Below are 15,931 nucleotides of genomic sequence, written 5' to 3'. Positions count from 1 at the left end.
ACGGTCAGAACGCGCTTACATAGAGGCCGCCGTCGACCGGGATGTTTTGGCCGGTGAGGTAGCCGGCATGGACCGAACAAAGGAAGGCGCAGATCTGGCCGAATTCCTCGGGCGTGCCGAGACGTTTCGCCGGCACGTCGGCGCTGATGCGCGCCTTACGCGCGGCGGCCGCGGCAGGCTCTTCCGGGGTGCCGGCCTCATGCGGGCCGCGCAGTCGGTCGGTGTCGAGCTTGCCGGGCAGGAGGCTGTTGATGGTGACGTTGCGGTCGATCACTGTGCGCGCCACGCCGGCGAGGAAAGAGGTCAAGCCAGCGCGCGCGCCGGAAGACAGGTCGAGGCCGGGGATCGGGACATAGACTGACAGCGAGGTGATGTTGACGATGCGGCCGAAGCCGCGCCCGGCCATGCCGTCGATCACTGCCTGGATGAGTTCGATCGGAGTTACCATGTTCTGAGTCACGCCCTCCAGGATCTTTGCGCGGTCGAGCTCCCGGAAGTCGCGCAAGGGCGGGCCGCCATTGTTGTTGACCAGGATGTCCGGATCGGGACAGGCGGCGAGCATCGCCTTCTGCACCTCGGGTTTCGACACGTCGCCGGCGACTTCGATCACCTTGACCCCGAACTTTTCGCGGATTTCGGCTGCGGTTTTCGCCAGAAGCGCGGCGTCGCGGCCGTTGACGACCAGATCGACGCCGGCCTCGGCCAGCGCGATCGCGCAGCCGCGCCCCAGTCCTTTGCTCGAGGCGCAGACGATGGCCTTCTTGCCGCGAATGCCGAGATCCATGGTGATTTTCTCCTGATTGAGTTGCGCGCAAGCTAGCGCTTGGGCTGGATCAACCGCAACCGTCATACGATTGTTGCATGAATCGGGGCATAGGCACGCGAAAGCAAAGGGTAAATCGTGATGTCTGACCCAGAGCCCCGCACTTTCCGCGCCCTGTTCATTTCCGACCTGCATCTCGGCTCGAAAGCGGCCAAGGCCGATTTCCTGATCGACTTCCTGCGTTATCACGATGCCGAAATCATCTATCTGGTCGGCGATATCGTCGACGGCTGGCGGCTGCGGCGCAGCTGGCACTGGCCGCAGAGCCACAACGACGTGGTGCAGAAATTGCTGCGCAAGGCGCGCAAGGGCGCCTCGATCACCTATATCGCCGGCAATCACGACGAATTCGCGCGCCAGTTCCAGGGCGTGCATTTCGGCGGCATCGTCGTTGCCGACCGCGCCATCCACGAAACCGCCGACGGCCGGCGCCTGCTGGTCATCCATGGCGATCAGTTCGACACCGTCGTGCACAACCAGCGCTGGCTCGCCTATCTCGGCGACCACGCCTATGACGCGGCGATGCTGGTCAATCGTGTGGTGACGAAGCTGCGCCATCTGCTCGGCCTGCCTTACTGGTCGTTCTCGTCCTGGGCCAAGGTCAAGGTGAAGAAGGCGGTGAACTTCATCGGGTCTTTCCAGACCGTGCTTTCCGAGGAGGCGCGCCGCTCACATGTCAACGGCGTGATTTGCGGACATATCCATCACGCCGCCATCGAGAGCTATGGCGACGTGCAGTACATCAACACCGGCGACTGGGTGGAAAGCTGCACCGCAGTGGTCGAGCATTTCGACGGCCGCATGGAGATCCTGACCTGGGCGCATGTGCTGCCGGAATCCTCGGCCGGCAAGGATGTACTGGTGCCGGTCGACATCATCGACCTCAAGGGCAGGGCGGCGCGGGCGGCCTGAGCGCGACCGCCTGTGAAGGATTGGCCGACCAGTCCGGCCTTCTTGGCCTTCCACGTCCACTGAGCGGCGGGATCGCAAGGCGGATATTCGAACCGGACGGCGTCTTCAACAGCTTTGCCGCCAATCGATTAGTCCAGACAGTTCCGCCCTGCCTTGCCGCGTGTTAGGGATCGGGCCGCGTTGCAGGCCGTTGCGTGTGGCGTAATTGGATCGATTCATGTCGCTGCCGCCCCTGTCTCCCGAGCAACTCGTCAAGCCCAGCCATTTCGAACTGCGCATCAGCCTGATCTTCGCGACCTTGTTCGTGTCGCTGGGCACGCATCTGCCTTACTTTCCGCTCTGGTTGCAGGCGAAAGGGTTTCATCCCGAGCAGATCGCCGTCATCCTGGCGGCGCCGATGTTCCTGCGCGTGGTGACGACGCCAGTGCTGACCGCGCTTGCCGATCGTGCGAAGGATCGCGCCAATGTCTATATCGCGCTGGTTGGCGCCTCGATGCTCGTCTCGGCCGGCTATTTCCTGCCGGCCACCTACGCGGTCGTGCTTGCGGTGTCGCTGCTGCTTGCCGTCGTCTGGACGCCGCATTCGCCGATAGCCGATTCGCTGGCGCTGTCGGGCGTGCGGCGCTATGGCTCGAACTACACCGCCATGCGCAAATGGGGCTCGATTTCCTACCTCTGCGCCAATGTCACGGGCGGATTCATCCTGGCGGCCACCAGCCCGAATGCGGTTCCGGCCATTATCTTCGTGGCACTCGGCGTGGCCCTGGTCGCGGCGCTGGCGGCGCCGCGCATCGGACGGCCGCGCAAGGCCTCGCCGCTGTCGGCCACCGAACTCCAGAATAAGGCCCCGAGCCTTTTCAACGCCTACTTCCTCTATTTCACCCTCGGCGTCGGCGTCATCACCGCCAGCCACGCCTTCCTCTACGGGTTCGTGTCGATCTACTGGAAATCGATTGGCATCGGCGATTCCGTCGTCGGCCTGCTTTGGGCCTGGGGCGTGGTATCGGAAGTCTGCATGTTCTTGTTCTTCAACCGCATTTTTTCCTCGGTCTCGGTGGTCAGGGTCATGGTGATCGCAGGCATCGGCTCGATCGTGCGCTGGATAGCTTTTCCGCTCGTCTGGCCGCTGGGGCTTGGCGTTGCCGGCTTCTTCCTTGTCCAGTCGCTGCATTCGGTTTCGGTCGCGATGGTGCTGATCGGCCTGCAGAAGATGATCGGCGAGACGGTTTCCGAGGAGCGAACCGGCGCGGCGCAAGGGATTGCCTATTTCTTCAACGGCTTCTTCATGGCCGCCGTCACGCTTGCTTCCGGTCCGCTCTATGATCGTTTGGGCGTCGACGGTTTCTGGGCGATGATCCCGATCGCGATCATCGGAATAGCGCTAATCGGACTCGCTTCCCGCTCAGCCCCAAAGCTCTCTGTCAGGGGGTGAAACGAGCGATCCCCGGTAGACGAGGCCGGGCTCGCGATCGCGCGCCAGCAACAGCGGACCGTCGAGGTCGACGAAGTCCGCATCCTGCGCCAGAAGTACCGCCGGCGCCATGGCGAGCGAGGTGCCGACCATGCAGCCCACCATGATCCCGAAGCCGAGGTCGCGGGCACGGTCGCGCAGCCTCAACGCCTCAGTCAAGCCGCCGGACTTGTCGAGCTTGATGTTGACGGCGTCGTAGAGACCGACAAGAGCATCGAGGTCCTTGGCCGCATGCACGCTTTCGTCGGCGCAGATCGGCACCGCATGCGCTATGCGGCGCAGGATGTCGTCCTTGCCCGCCGGCAGCGGCTGCTCGACCAGCGCGACGCCGTGCCGCGCGGCGAAGGCAAGGTTGGCCTCGACATTCGCGTCCGCCCAGCCCTCATTGGCATCGAGGATGATGCGGCTCCTGGGGGCGGCTTCCGTCACCGCGCGTATCCTCGCCATGTCGTCGCCACCGCCGATCTTGACCTTGAGCAAGGGGCGCGCGGCATTGGCGCGCGCCTGCGCGGCCATGGCCTCCGGTTCGGCTAACGACAGGGTGTAGGCGGTCTCCAGCGGCTTGGTCGCGAGCACGCCGATCGCCGCCGACACGGGCGTGCCGGTCAGCTTGGCTTCCAGATCCCACAGCGCGCAATCTATGGCATTGCGTGCCGCGCCTGCCGGCATGGCATCAAGCAGCGCGGTCCTGCTTAGGCCGCCAGCGATCCGTTCGCGCATCGCCTCGATGGCCGCGTGCACGCCATCCATAGTCTCGCCGTAGCGCTTGTAGGGCACGCATTCACCACGCCCGGAATGCCCGCGCTCGGCAATCGTGACCGTGATGACTTCGGCCTCGGTCTTCGACCCCCGTGAAATGGTGAAGGTGCCGGCGATCGGAAACCGCTCCATTTCGACCGAAATGACACGCGCCATAATTTTCTTCTCCAGCCGCGCGACACCGGCATGCCGGCAAATCGACACGCCAGTCCCGTCACGCTAAACAGGGCGCCATGTTGACCATCCGCAAACGCGACGCAAGCGGCGAGGCCGCCAAGGACGCCGAGCACCAGCCGCGCGTTGCGGTGGGCGAGGAAGATGGCGTGCTGGGCTGCGCCTTTTCCGGCGTGTGGACGACACGCACCGTCGCGCTGGTCGATGCCGACATGCGCAAGATCGAGCAGAGAAGCGGTGCGAAACGGCTGATGCTCGACCTTTCCCACATCGAAAAGATAGACACTGCCGGCGCCTGGCTGATCGACCGGCTGGCCGGCGCCTTCGAGAAGAAAGGCGTCGAGGTTCATCTGCAGGGGCAAAGCGAGGTCGCCTCGATCCTGCTCGGCGCGGTTGGCGACGCGGTGCGACGTGAGCCCGAATCACACCCGCCCGCCCCGCCCAACATCATCCTGCGCGCCCTGGAGCTTGTGGGCCGGCGGGTCTACGAGATGCGCGACGATTTCTTCGCCTCAATGAACATCCTCGGCGCAACGATCCGCGGGGCGCAGATGAAGCTCGGCCGTGGACATGCGGTCAACCCGGCCGCGATCTTCAACCAGATCGATCGCATGGGTGTCGGCGCAATACCGGTGGTGACGCTGATGTCGGCCATTGTCGGCGCCATCGTGGCGCAGCAGGGCGCCTATCAGCTCAGCTATTTCGGCGCCAATATCTTCGTCGTCGACCTCGTCGGCGTGCTGATCCTGCGCGAGCTCGGCGTGCTGATGACGGCCATCATGCTGGCCGGCCGCTCCGGAAGCGCCATCACCGCCGAGATCGGCTCGATGAAGATGCGAGAGGAGGTCGACGCGCTGAAGGTGATCGGCCTCAATCCAATCGGCGTGCTGGTCTTTCCGCGGCTCGTCGCCCTGGTGATCGGGCTGCCATGCCTCACCATCATCGCCAATTTCGCGGCTCTCGCCGGCGGCATCGCCGCCGCCTGGCTCTACTCCGATATCCCGCCGGCCGCCTTCATAGACAGGCTGCGCGTCGCGATCGATCTCAGCACCATATTTGCCGGGCTGATCAAGGCGCCGTTCATGGCCCTGATCATCGGGATCATTGCGTCCGTCGAGGGCATGAAAGTCGGCGGCAGCGCCGAATCGCTCGGCCTGCACGTGACCGCCTCAGTGGTGAAGTCGATCTTCATCGTCATCATCCTCGATGGCCTGTTCGCCATGTTCTACGCAGCGATCGGCTTCTGAGATGGCGAACGGAAACGGCGCCACGACTGCCGAGCACATGAACGATGGCGAGATTGTGCTTTCGGTTCGCGACGTCACAGTTGCAATCGGAGACAAGATCATCCTCGACAAGCTTTCGCTCGACATCAGGCGTGGAGAAATCCTTGGCTTCGTCGGCGCCTCGGGCGCCGGCAAGTCGGTGCTGCTGCGCACCATACTGGGCCTGATGCCGAAGCAGTCGGGGACCATCAGCCTGTTTGGGGTCGACGTCGACGAGGCAAAAGATGCTGATCGCCTGAGCATCGACATGCGGCTCGGCGTCCTCTTCCAGCACGGCGCGCTGTTTTCGGCGCTGACGGTGTTGGAGAACGTGCAGGTGCCGATGCGCGAATATCTCGACCTGCCCAAGGCGCTTATGGACGAACTCGCCATGCTCAAGGTCGAACTGGTCGGGCTGCCGCCCGACGCAGCGCAGAAATTCCCGTCCGAACTTTCCGGCGGCATGATCAAGCGCGCGGCGCTGGCGCGTGCGCTAGCGCTCGATCCCGACATCGTCTTTCTTGACGAGCCGACCTCCGGGCTCGATCCGATCAGCGCAGCCGAATTCGACGAACTGGTCGTCAAGCTGCGCGACACGATGGATTTGACCGTTTACATGGTGACGCACGATCTCGACACGCTGTTCACCGCTTGCGATCACGTGGCTGTGCTCGGCAATAAGAGGGTTCTGGTGGAAGGCACGATCGACGACATGCTGAAAAGCGACGAGCCGTGGGTGAAATCCTATTTCCGCGGAAAGCGCGCCCGCCAACTTGATCTGGCGGCGCGGGCATAGCGATAAGTGGGGCGATGGAAACAAGAGCCAACTACGTAATCGTCGGTATCTTCACACTGGGTGCGATCCTTGCGGCCTTCGCCTTCGTCTATTGGACGGCCGCGATTGGCAGCAGGGGCGAAACGGCCATGCTGCGCGTGCGTATCCCGGGCTCGGCCTCCGGCCTCAGCCGCGGCAGCCTGGTGTTGTTCAACGGCGTCAGAGTCGGCGACGTGAAAAACGTCTATATCGACGGCGATGACCCAACCGTCGCCATTGCCGATACCGAGGTGGCGCGCTGGACGCCGATCACCAAGTCGACCCAGGCCGATCTCGGACTTACCGGCCTCAGCGGCCAGGCCAATATCGAGCTCAAGGGCGCCGACCCCAAGGAAGCCAGACTACTCGACGAGGCGGAGAAGGAAGGCAGGGTCGCCGAGATCGTCGCCAATCCGTCCGCGGTCAACAACCTTTTGCAGACGGCGCAGAACATCTTCACCCGCGCCGACAAGGTGCTCGGTGAACTCGAAGGCTTCACCAAGGACGTTCGCGACCCGCTGACGCAGACCATCAAGAATGTCCAGACCTTCTCGGATGCGCTGGCCAAGAATTCCGACGGCATCGACAAGTTCCTGTCGGCGGTGAGCTCGTTGTCGGATCAACTGAAGAATGTCTCTGGCCGGCTCGACAGCACGCTGAAGGCCGCCGAAGGCCTGCTAAATTCCGTCGACAAGGATCAGATCAAGAGCATCGTGGCCAATGTCGACACGGTGACGGCGAACCTCAAAGAGACCAGCAAGCAGTTCGACACGGTCATCGGCAACGTCAATACGGCGGTCGGCTCGATCGACGAATTCGCCAAGCAGACGCAAGGAACATTGGCAAAGGTCAACGGCGTGCTCGACGGTATCGATCCGGCCGATGTCAAGGCCGCTTTGGCCAGCATCCAGAAGGCCAGCGCCAATGCCGACAAGGCGGCCTCGGACATCGCCAAGGTCACCGACAAGATCGCCAACCGTTCCGACGACATCGACCAGACCATCAAGGATGCCCGCCAGCTCGCGCAGCGCCTGAACGACGCCTCGGTGCGCGTCGACGGCATCCTGGCCAAGGTGGACAAAATCCTCGGCTCCGGCGAGGCCGACGGCGTGATGGCCGATGCCAGGGCGACACTGAAATCCTTCAAGCAGGTGGCGGACACGCTGAATGCGCGGCTCGGCACCATCACCGACAATCTGGCTCGCTTCTCCGGCCAGGGCTTGCAGAATGTCGAGGCGCTGGTGCAGGACAGCCGTCGCTCGATCAACCGCATCGAGGAAGCGGTGACCGACCTCAGCCGCAATCCGCAGCGCATTTTATCGGGCGGCGATGGCGAGGTGAAACAGTACGACGGCAGGGTGCGGCGTTGACTTCGGCTCCCGCGACCGCCAGAAAAATGAACCAAGAGGTCGGTTTGATCCGGGGACAACGCGTGACGTATGCCAAGGTGCGAGGATTGAAGTCGGCTGCCGCGGCGTTGCTCGTGCTGACGCTTGGCGGGTGCGCGGCCTTGGGCGCCAAGCCGGCACCGCTCGACACATTCGAACTGTCAGCGCCATCGGTTGACGTGCGGGCTCACAGCCGCCGCCAGATCCTGATCGCCCAGCCGTCGGCGCTCAAGGCGCTGGACAGCCAGAACATCGTCATCAGGCCTTCGGATCGCTCGATCCAGTTCCTCAAGGGCGCGCAATGGGCGGATCGTCTGCCGCTGATCGTGCAGGCGAGGCTGGCCGAGACTTTCCAGCGTTCCGGCAGCTTCGCCGGCGTCGGCAAGCCAGGCGAGGGGCTGGCGATTGACTACCAGATCATCGTCGAGGTGCGCTCCTTCGAGGTGCGCGTCAATGGCGGCCAGTACGCCGATGTCGACCTCTTCGTGCGCATCCTGAACGACCGCAACGGCGAGGTGCGCGCCTCGAAGGACTTCACAGCGAGCGCGCCGGTCTCCGGCAGCGGCAATGCCGCTTATGTCGGCGCGCTGGACCGCGCCTTCGGCCAAGCGGCCACCGAGATCGTCCGGTGGACGGATTCGGCGATCTGAGCCTCTCGGTTAGGCCGACAATCAAAATCACGGACATGAAAAAGGCGGGTCGAGACCCGCCTTTTTACTTCTGCTTCCGACTGAAGGCGTCAGTGCAACCGGCCGCTGGCGTGAGCAAGCATGGTGTAGACCTTGCCGGTATCGGACGTCAGATAGGTCTGTGCCATGATGTTGTCGCGATCGTTGCGCGAGACATCCTTGAGCAGCTTCTCGAAGTCCTCGCAGTAGCGGTCGACCGCGGCGCGGAACTCCGCCTCGGCCTGGTACTTGCGACGGATCTCGTCGAAGGTCTGCTGGCCTTTCAGCGTGTAGAGGCGACGCGTGAACACGTCGCGCTCGCCGCGCCGGTAACGGTTCCAGAGCTCGATCGAGGCGTCGTGATCGATGGCCCGGGCAATGTCGACCGAGAGCGAGTTGAGCGACTCCATGACATGCAGCGGCGAACGCTGTGCAGCAGGGGCCGCGCGCGGCGCTTCCGCCGGTGCCGCCGGCCTCAGCTCTTCCTCACGTGAGGCGTTGGTCAGCAAGTCGCGTACCCATCCGCCTTGCGGCGTCTTGCCGTTCGGGTCGCGACGCGTGTCGGCGGGACGCTCCAGATCGATAGTGCCGCGCAGCGTGGCATCGGCGAGCGGAGCCTGCGGAGCACGAGCCGTCGGCTGCGGCTGTGGCTGCGGCTGTGGCTGCGGGGCCGGCGGCCGGCGCAACGGCGGTTCGGCGGCTCGGACCGGCGCCTGCGGAGCAGGGCGCAGACCGCGGGGCTCGCCCTGCTCGCTGCTGCCGCTGCGGCCGGACTTGGCGACGATATCCGACAGCTCCTTCAACGCGTTGATCTGCTCGGCGACGGCGCGGCGGATGGCCGAGGTCAATTCCTTGGCCTCCTCCGGCATTTCGATGACGCCCTTCTTCAGCTCGGCGCGGGTGAGGTCGAGTTCGCTCTTGATCGAGCCCGCTGTGCGCCGCATCTCCTCCGTCGCGTCGGCAAAGCGGCGCGTGGCCGAATCGACGACCTCGGCGATGGCGGTACGGATCTTTTCCGCCGACTCCATCGTACGGCCTTCCGCCGTCTGCATCGTCTGTCCGACGAGATTCTCGAAGGAACGCATGACCTTCTCGAGGTCTTCCGACTTCTTGACCAGGCCGACGGCCAGGTCTTCCAGCGAGGACTGGCGCTCCAGCGTGTGTTCGAGATTGCTCTGCGCGGAGCTGAGCAAGTTCGAGGCGCTGGAAAGCAGCCGGCTGTGCTCGTCGAACTTGGTCGCGATCGAGGCCACCTCGCGTAGCGTCGCCGAGGACAGGTCGGTAAGCCGGGTCGTGTTGGAATCGACCAAACGTGCGGAGCTGGCGAAGGTCTGGGCGGCTTTCTCCGTGGTCGCGGCGAAGCTCTGCGTACTGCCGGAGAGCCTCTCTTCGACCTGGCCGAGATTGACGGCGGCCTGTTCGATGAGCTGGCCGAGCTGCGCGCTGGAGGTCGTCATGCGGCCGATGAGGTCAGCCACGCTGTCGGCAAGCGATGACCTAGCGCCTTCGACGGCGGAAAGCGTTTCGGCGGTACGGCCGGCGAGGGCGTTGACCAGGGCCGCGTTCTCGCTGCGCAGCTTCTCGGTCGCCCGCTCTGTGACCTCTTCCATGCTCCGTTGCAGCTCCGAGCCGCCCTGGGCAAAGCGCTCGACCAGCGGCCTGGCCGTCTCGTCGAGGATCTTCGCCATTTCGGCCGAACGCGCGGCGAGCATGGTGTTGAGCTCGCGGGTGTTGGAGCCGATGGTCCGCGCCGCCTCGTTGGTGCTCTGGCCGATATGCTGGCCGACCGCCGTGAAGGTCTCGGCGATGACATTGGCGCGCGAGATGAGCTGGGCCTCGGCGCTGGAGACCTGCTCGTTGAGCTTCTGGCCCATCGTTTCGGCAGTATAGGCGAGACGGCTTTCCACGCTCGCGACCTGGTCCTCGACGCGGGCGGCAGCGGCGGCGGCGCTCGCGGCGAGCCGCTCGTCGGCACCTGCCAGCGCCTGCTCGATCTCGCGGGCATGCACGGCAAGTTCCTGGCCGGTCTGACGGGCGCGGTCGGCGACGCGCTGCTCAGTGGCGGCGAAAGCACCGACGATCGTGTCGGCATGCTCGCCGATGGTCGTGCTGCTCGAGGCGATGCGCGACACCAGGCGGTTGTCCGCGTCGTCGAAGATGCGGCCGATTTCGCCGGCGCGGGCGGAAAGCGCCTCCGAACCCTCGGCAATGCGCGCCATGAGCTGCTGGTCGGCGCTGTCGAATATGCGGCCGAGATCCGTGGCGCGGGCTGCGAGCGCTTCGGCCGATTCCGTGATGCGCATCGAGAGCCGCTCATCCGCGCCCTCGAAGTTGCGCAGGATGTCGCCGGCGCGGGCAGCCAGCGACTGCGCCGTTTCGACGGCGCGCGCAACCAGCTTCTGGTCGGCCGCCTCGAAGGTGCTGGCGATCTCGCCGGCGCGGGTGGCCAGCTTGTCGGCGGTTTCCTCGGCGCGGGTCATGAGCACGTTCGACGCGTCGTCGGCGCGCGCCATCAGCATGTTGGACGTGTCCTGGGCGCGCTCGTGCAGGCGGCGGTCCGCCGCCTCGAAGGCCTGGGCGATATCCTCGGCGCGGGAGAGCAGGGCGGCCGAAGTCTGCTCGGCGCGTTCCGCAATCTTGCGGTCGGCGTCGCTGAACGCAGCACCGGCCTGTTCATGCAGCGCGTTGGTGACTTCCATGACCTTGTCGCGCAGCGCGCCCGCCACGAAGACAGCGGTCTTTTCCAGCACGCCGCGCACATTGTCGACCCCGGTCGACAGCGCGCGCTCCATCGTGCCGGCTCGCTCCTCGATGACACCGGTCTGCCGGCTGAAGGCTTGCTCGATCTTCTCGACGTCCGCGGCGATCGCCGCAGAGATGTCGCTGCTCCTGGCGGCGATCTGGTCGATATGGCCGGAAACCGAACGATCGACGTCCTGGCGTGCATCGGCGAGCTTGGCGAGATCGTCCTCCAAGGCCCTGGCAAGCATGTTGCGGCCTTCGGACAGCTTGTCGACATGGCCCGCGATGATGCCGTCGATCTCCGAGCGGCTTTCGGTCAGCTTGGCAAGGTCGGCTTCAAGAGCGCGCGTAAGGATGTCGCGGCCTTCGGCGAGCTTCTCGACCTGGCCGGCAACAAGGCCGTCAATTCCGGCTCGGCTTTCGGCAAGCTTGGCAAGGTCGGCTTCAAGAGCGCGCGTGAGGATGTCGCGGCCTTCGGCGAGCTTTTCGACCTGGCCGGCGACGAGGCCGTCAATTCCGGCTCGGCTTTCGGCGAGCTTGGCAAGGTCGGCCTCAAGAGCGCGCGTAAGGATGTCGCGGCCTTCGGCGAGCTTCTCGACCTGGCCGGACACGAGGCCATCGATCGAGGCGCGGCTCTCGGCCAGCTTGGCAAGGTCCGCTTCGAGGGCGCGCTTGAGGATGTCACGGCCTTCGGCGAGCTTTTCGACCTGGCCCGCGACCAATCCGTCGATACCCGCACGGCTTTCGGCGAGCTTGGCGAGGTCGTCTTCCAGCGCCTTGGACAGCGTCGCGCGGTTCTGCGACAGCTGGTCGGCATGGGTCTGCATGAGGCCGCTGGCATTTGCCATATCGGCATCAAGCGCACGCGAAAGCTCGGCGCGGTGCTCGGTGATCTTCTGCGAATGATCGACGATCGCGCCCTGGATGGTGTTCAGATCGGCTTCCAACGCGCGCTTGAGGATGTCGCGACCCTCGGCAAGCTTCTCGACCTGGCCGGCGACGAGGCCGTCGATGCTGGAACGGCTCTCCGCCAGCTTGGCGAGATCGTCTTCCAGCGATTTCGACAGCACCGAGCGGTCTTGGACAAGCCGGTTCTGATGGTCGGCGACAGCCCCGCTTACATTCTGCAAATCATCCTGCAGGGCCTTCGACAAGGTGGAGCGATCCTGCGCGAGCCTGTTCTGATGATCGGCTATGGCGCTGCTGACGGCCTGCAGGTCGGCTTCGAGAGCTTTCGACAGCTGCGAGCGATCCTCCAGCACCTTGTCGGAGTGTCCCGCAATGGCACCCTTGATGGCGTTGAGATCGGACTCCAGGGCGCGCTTGAGGATATCGCGACCTTCAGCGAGTTTCTCGACCTGGCCAGCGACCAGCCCGTCGATCGAGGCGCGGCTGTCTGCCAGCTTGGCGAGGTCGGCTTCCAGTGTCTGCGACAGCAGGCTGCGGTCTTCGACAAGCTTGCCGGCGTGGCTGTCGATCAGGCCGCGGATGCCGCTCAGATCGCTTTCGAGCGCACGGCTGAGTTCGCCGCGATCCTCGGCGAGCTTGGTCGAATGCGTCTCGATCAGGTTCCTGATGCCGATGATGTCGGTTTCGAGCGCCTTGGCGAGCACGGCGCGGCCCTCGGCGATCTTCTCGACCTGTCCGGCCACGAGGCCGTCGATCGAGGCGCGGCTGTCCTGCAGCTTGCCCAGATCTGCCTCCAGGGCACGCGCAAGGATATTGCGGCCCTCGGCCAGCTTCCCGACGTGGCCGGCGACCATTTCGTCAATCATTGTACGGGCTTGGACAAGCCTGCCGGTGTCTTCGTTCAAGGCTTGCGACAGGCGGTTGCGGCCCTCTTCGAGCTGTTCCAGATGGCTGCCCAAAGAAGCATCGATGGCGGCGCGCGACTCGTTGACCTTGCGCAGGTCCTCTTCCAGCGCCCGCGAAATCAAACCGCGGCCTTCCGCCAGCTTCTGCACCTGATTGGTCACGGCGGCATCGATCGCCGCGCGGCCCTCGGCGAATTTCGCCAGGTCCGCCTGCATGGCGGCAGCCATGCGTTCGCTGGTCTCCGAGAGGGAACGGCTATGGTTCTCGACAGCTTCCTCTATGCCGACGCGGGCATCGGCAAGCCGCTGGATGTCGGCGTCGAAGGAACGCGACACCACATGCCGGGCCGCTTCCATGCGCCCGGCGAAGTCGGTGGCGCGGGCTTCGAGCATGGAGGAGGTGGACGAAATGATGTCGGCCATATCGGCGCCGATCTGCGTCTTGCCCTGGTCGATCATCGACGACAGCGTGTCCTTGCTCTCGGCGAAGGTGTGCGCGATCTCGCGGGCGCGTTCGACAAGCGTCTCGTTGATCTGGCGGGCGCGCGCTTCCAGCGCGGCGTTCAGCTTCTGCGTGCCGGTATCGAGCGCCTCGGCCCGGGTCTGGAACTCGCTGATCAGCGCCTGGCCGCGTTCGGCCAGCGTGCGTTCGATGCCGCTGAGGCTGGTCTCGAATTCGGAACTCAAGGTGCGCGCCGCGCCGCCGAGCAGCGAGACCATGCCATGGGTGCGGTCGTCGAGGAGGTCGGTCAGCGAGCGGGTAAGGCCGTCCGTGGTGTCTGTCAGCTTGGCGATACGGGTGTCGAGCAGGCTGGCGAACGCCTCGCCGGAGGTCGAGAGCCTGTCGGTGATATTGTCCAGGCGTGATTCGACCGAATCGAAGATCGACGTAGAGCTTTCATTGATGCGGTCGATCAGCGTGTCGCCGGAATTATTGATCGTCATCGACAGCTTGGTCGAGGCGTTGAGGATCGAGTCGCGGATGATGTCGCTGGCGGCGCCGATTTCGTCGCGCAGCGTCTCGTGAGCGCTCGCGATGGAGGCGCGCACGCGCTCGGCATGGGTGACGACCGCCTCGCGCTCGCTACCGAGACCGTCGACCAGCGAACGGATACGGGCCTCGTTTTCGGAATAGGAACGCTCGATCTGGCTGACTTCGCCGTGGACGAGCGTTTCCAGCTCGACCGCGCGAGCCAGGGTGCGCTCGATGCCTTCGCCCATGGCCGCCACCTCGCGGCGAACGGCCTGGCCGATCATCATGACGCGGTCCTGGGCGAGGTTTTCGGGCTCTGCCAGACGGAAGGCGACCTCCGTCATGGACTGCGCGGCGATGCGCATCTCCTGCGCGCGTCGGATCATGGCGGCGAACGCCCAGAACAGGATGACCGGAACGATAGCGGCAACCGCCAGGCCGATCAGCTCGGGACGGGCGAAGAACTGGTCGAAGGTGCGGATCTTCCAGATGCCCGGGCCGAACAGCAGGTTGGCCAGGCCGCCGGCACCGGCGACCCAGGCCAGCGAGATAAAGGCGATCACCCAATAGACGGTGCTCGACGCACGCCGGTTGAGGCTGTGCAGCAGCGTCTTGTAATCCTTCTGGCGGTCGTCATTGGCGGGTGTGAAACCGGCGGCCGGCGCAAAGCCTCCCGGTTGCGCATTGCGCGGCTCGACGGGACGCAGTTCGGCCGGCTTGGACGCGGGCGCCTTGGCAGCCGGGGGGGCGGCAGAAGGGGTGTTTGCCGGCTCCGCTCTCTGGCTGCGACCTTCGCGCGCGAGCTCATCGGCAGCTGCCGAAATCTGGGCCTCGAGGTCCTCCATCGACGCCGCCATATCGAGGCCGCCATCGTCGCCAAGGTCAAGGTCGAGCGCCTTTTCCAGTTCCGCGGCTACGTCATTCTCGAGAGACTTGGTCGTGGTTGGTTTCTTAGCCATGCCTTCGCTACCCTGTACTAGCTGCCGCGGGACTTATGATTTTGGCCTGATTCTGGCCCGATTGTGGCGTGTCTATCCCGAGCAGGAGGCTGAAAAATGGACCTTCGTATCGTAATGACACACAGGGGTAAAGAAAACATGCATTCCGGGCGATACGTAAAACTTTAAATATAAGGTTAACGGAAGCGTGATCCGGCACGCCTTCACGGCAACATTTTTCCCCTGCAACCGTTAACCCGTTGGCGACCGAAACCGCCTATTCTTCCGGGCTCCTCTGCCCACTTTATGGAGTTGCAGTGCGTATGCCTGGCGAAAGTGGTATTGCGTTCTCCATGCCGGGGGGCGACGCCTCCGGAACGGCCGGAGCCCGACCGGTGGATCTCGGCCATCTGGCACGTCAGACGATGGGTGACCGCGACCTGGAACGGGAGGTGCTGGCGCTGTTCGCGCAGCAGCTGCTCACCGTTCTCGACCAGATCACGGAAGCGGACGCCAGGCAAAGGGTCCTTCTGGCGCATGGATTGAAGGGCTCCGCGCGCGCAATAGGCGCCTTCGGGGTCGCCGAATGCGCGGCGCTCATCGAAAAGCAGCCGGAAGACGCCCGGTCGCTAATGAGGCTCGGCACGCTGATCGAAGAAGTGCGCGATTTCATCGCCGGAATAAGCAGGTAGCATCCACCATTTTGAAAAACGTCATTTCGTGGCGCTTTCGCGCGGCAGTTGACTTGTCCGGTGGAGTGATTATCTCGGCTGCGACTCCTCAGGTGACTTAATGACCAAGCTGACCTACATCGCCCATGACGGGACCCGATTTGACGTGGACGCCGAAAACGGCTCGACAGTCATGGAAAACGCGATCCGCAACGCGGTGCCCGGCATCGAAGCCGAATGTGGCGGCGCATGCGCCTGCGCTACCTGCCATGTCTATGTCGACGAAGCCTGGACGGCCGAGGTCGGAGAGCCGGAAGCGATGGAAGAGGATATGCTGGACTTCGCCTATGATGTGCGGCCCAATTCCCGCCTTTCCTGCCAGATCAAGGTGCGCGACGCGCTGGACGGCCTGATCGTTCGGGTTCCCGAACGCCAGGGCTGAGACGGCTTTCCGATTTTCTTTTGCATTGGCTGCTTGGCAGCAGGCGATAGCTCATGCAGTCTCGCTCCATTCCCAAA

At 64.4% G+C, this 15,931-nt stretch carries 11 protein-coding genes; 8 read left to right on the top strand and 3 right to left on the bottom strand.

Going from position 1 to position 15,931, the window contains the following annotated elements; translation table 11 throughout:
• Positions 1-4: 4 nt before the first annotated feature.
• On the bottom strand, positions 5-784 hold the full coding sequence (locus ACR64R_RS09745) for an SDR family oxidoreductase (RefSeq protein WP_487361432.1): 780 nt from the start codon (positions 782-784) through the stop codon (positions 5-7).
• A 120-nt stretch (positions 785-904) separates the two neighbouring features.
• Here ACR64R_RS09745 and ACR64R_RS09740 point away from each other — a divergent pair, with 120 nt between their 5' ends.
• Together ACR64R_RS09740 and ACR64R_RS09735 are read left to right on the top strand one after the other, a co-directional pair.
• Complete coding sequence (locus tag ACR64R_RS09740; RefSeq protein ID WP_487361431.1) at positions 905-1,735, top strand: UDP-2,3-diacylglucosamine diphosphatase; 831 nt, start codon at positions 905-907, stop codon at positions 1,733-1,735.
• A gap of 217 nt (positions 1,736-1,952) precedes the next feature.
• The gene (locus ACR64R_RS09735; protein WP_487361430.1) at positions 1,953-3,167 is read left to right on the top strand and encodes an MFS transporter; all 1,215 of its coding nucleotides are present in this window, start codon (positions 1,953-1,955) and stop codon (positions 3,165-3,167) included.
• On the opposite strand, the gene dgcA is transcribed toward ACR64R_RS09735, so the two are convergent.
• Complete coding sequence (gene dgcA / locus ACR64R_RS09730; RefSeq protein WP_487361429.1) at positions 3,138-4,121, bottom strand: N-acetyl-D-Glu racemase DgcA; 984 nt, start codon at positions 4,119-4,121, stop codon at positions 3,138-3,140. The genes ACR64R_RS09735 and dgcA overlap by 30 nt on opposite strands.
• 77 nt (positions 4,122-4,198) lie before the next feature.
• Here dgcA and ACR64R_RS09725 point away from each other — a divergent pair, with 77 nt between their 5' ends.
• Genes ACR64R_RS09725 through ACR64R_RS09710 form a run of 4 tightly spaced genes read left to right on the top strand, consistent with a single transcriptional unit; the run spans position 4,199 to position 8,256 of the window.
• On the top strand, positions 4,199-5,386 hold the full coding sequence (locus ACR64R_RS09725) for an ABC transporter permease (RefSeq protein ID WP_487361428.1): 1,188 nt from the start codon (positions 4,199-4,201) through the stop codon (positions 5,384-5,386).
• A gap of 1 nt (position 5,387) precedes the next feature.
• Positions 5,388-6,200 carry an ABC transporter ATP-binding protein gene (locus ACR64R_RS09720; RefSeq protein WP_487361427.1) on the top strand — a complete coding sequence of 271 codons (813 nt, stop codon included), beginning with the start codon at positions 5,388-5,390 and terminating at the stop codon, positions 6,198-6,200.
• A 14-nt stretch (positions 6,201-6,214) separates the two neighbouring features.
• Positions 6,215-7,588 (top strand): MlaD family protein, encoded by a 1,374-nt coding sequence (locus ACR64R_RS09715; RefSeq protein ID WP_487361426.1) that lies wholly within the window; start codon positions 6,215-6,217, stop codon positions 7,586-7,588.
• 26 nt (positions 7,589-7,614) lie between these two features.
• Positions 7,615-8,256, top strand: coding sequence for an ABC-type transport auxiliary lipoprotein family protein (locus ACR64R_RS09710; RefSeq protein ID WP_487361425.1), 642 nt, complete (start codon positions 7,615-7,617; stop codon positions 8,254-8,256).
• Between the two features lie 89 nt (positions 8,257-8,345).
• On the opposite strand, the gene ACR64R_RS09705 is transcribed toward ACR64R_RS09710, so the two are convergent.
• Positions 8,346-14,762 (bottom strand): kinesin, encoded by a 6,417-nt coding sequence (locus tag ACR64R_RS09705; protein ID WP_487361424.1) that lies wholly within the window; start codon positions 14,760-14,762, stop codon positions 8,346-8,348.
• 302 nt (positions 14,763-15,064) lie between these two features.
• Here ACR64R_RS09705 and ACR64R_RS09700 point away from each other — a divergent pair, with 302 nt between their 5' ends.
• Together ACR64R_RS09700 and ACR64R_RS09695 are read left to right on the top strand one after the other, a co-directional pair.
• Positions 15,065-15,433 (top strand): Hpt domain-containing protein, encoded by a 369-nt coding sequence (locus ACR64R_RS09700; RefSeq protein ID WP_487361423.1) that lies wholly within the window; start codon positions 15,065-15,067, stop codon positions 15,431-15,433.
• 100 nt (positions 15,434-15,533) lie between these two features.
• The gene (locus tag ACR64R_RS09695; RefSeq protein ID WP_040981161.1) at positions 15,534-15,854 is read left to right on the top strand and encodes a 2Fe-2S iron-sulfur cluster-binding protein; all 321 of its coding nucleotides are present in this window, start codon (positions 15,534-15,536) and stop codon (positions 15,852-15,854) included.
• Positions 15,855-15,931 lie beyond the last annotated feature (77 nt).

The organism is Mesorhizobium sp. MC2-1-1, assembly GCF_057597255.1.
Note: the sequence above shows the minus strand (reverse complement) of the source record. Positions and strands in the feature narration are given on the sequence as shown.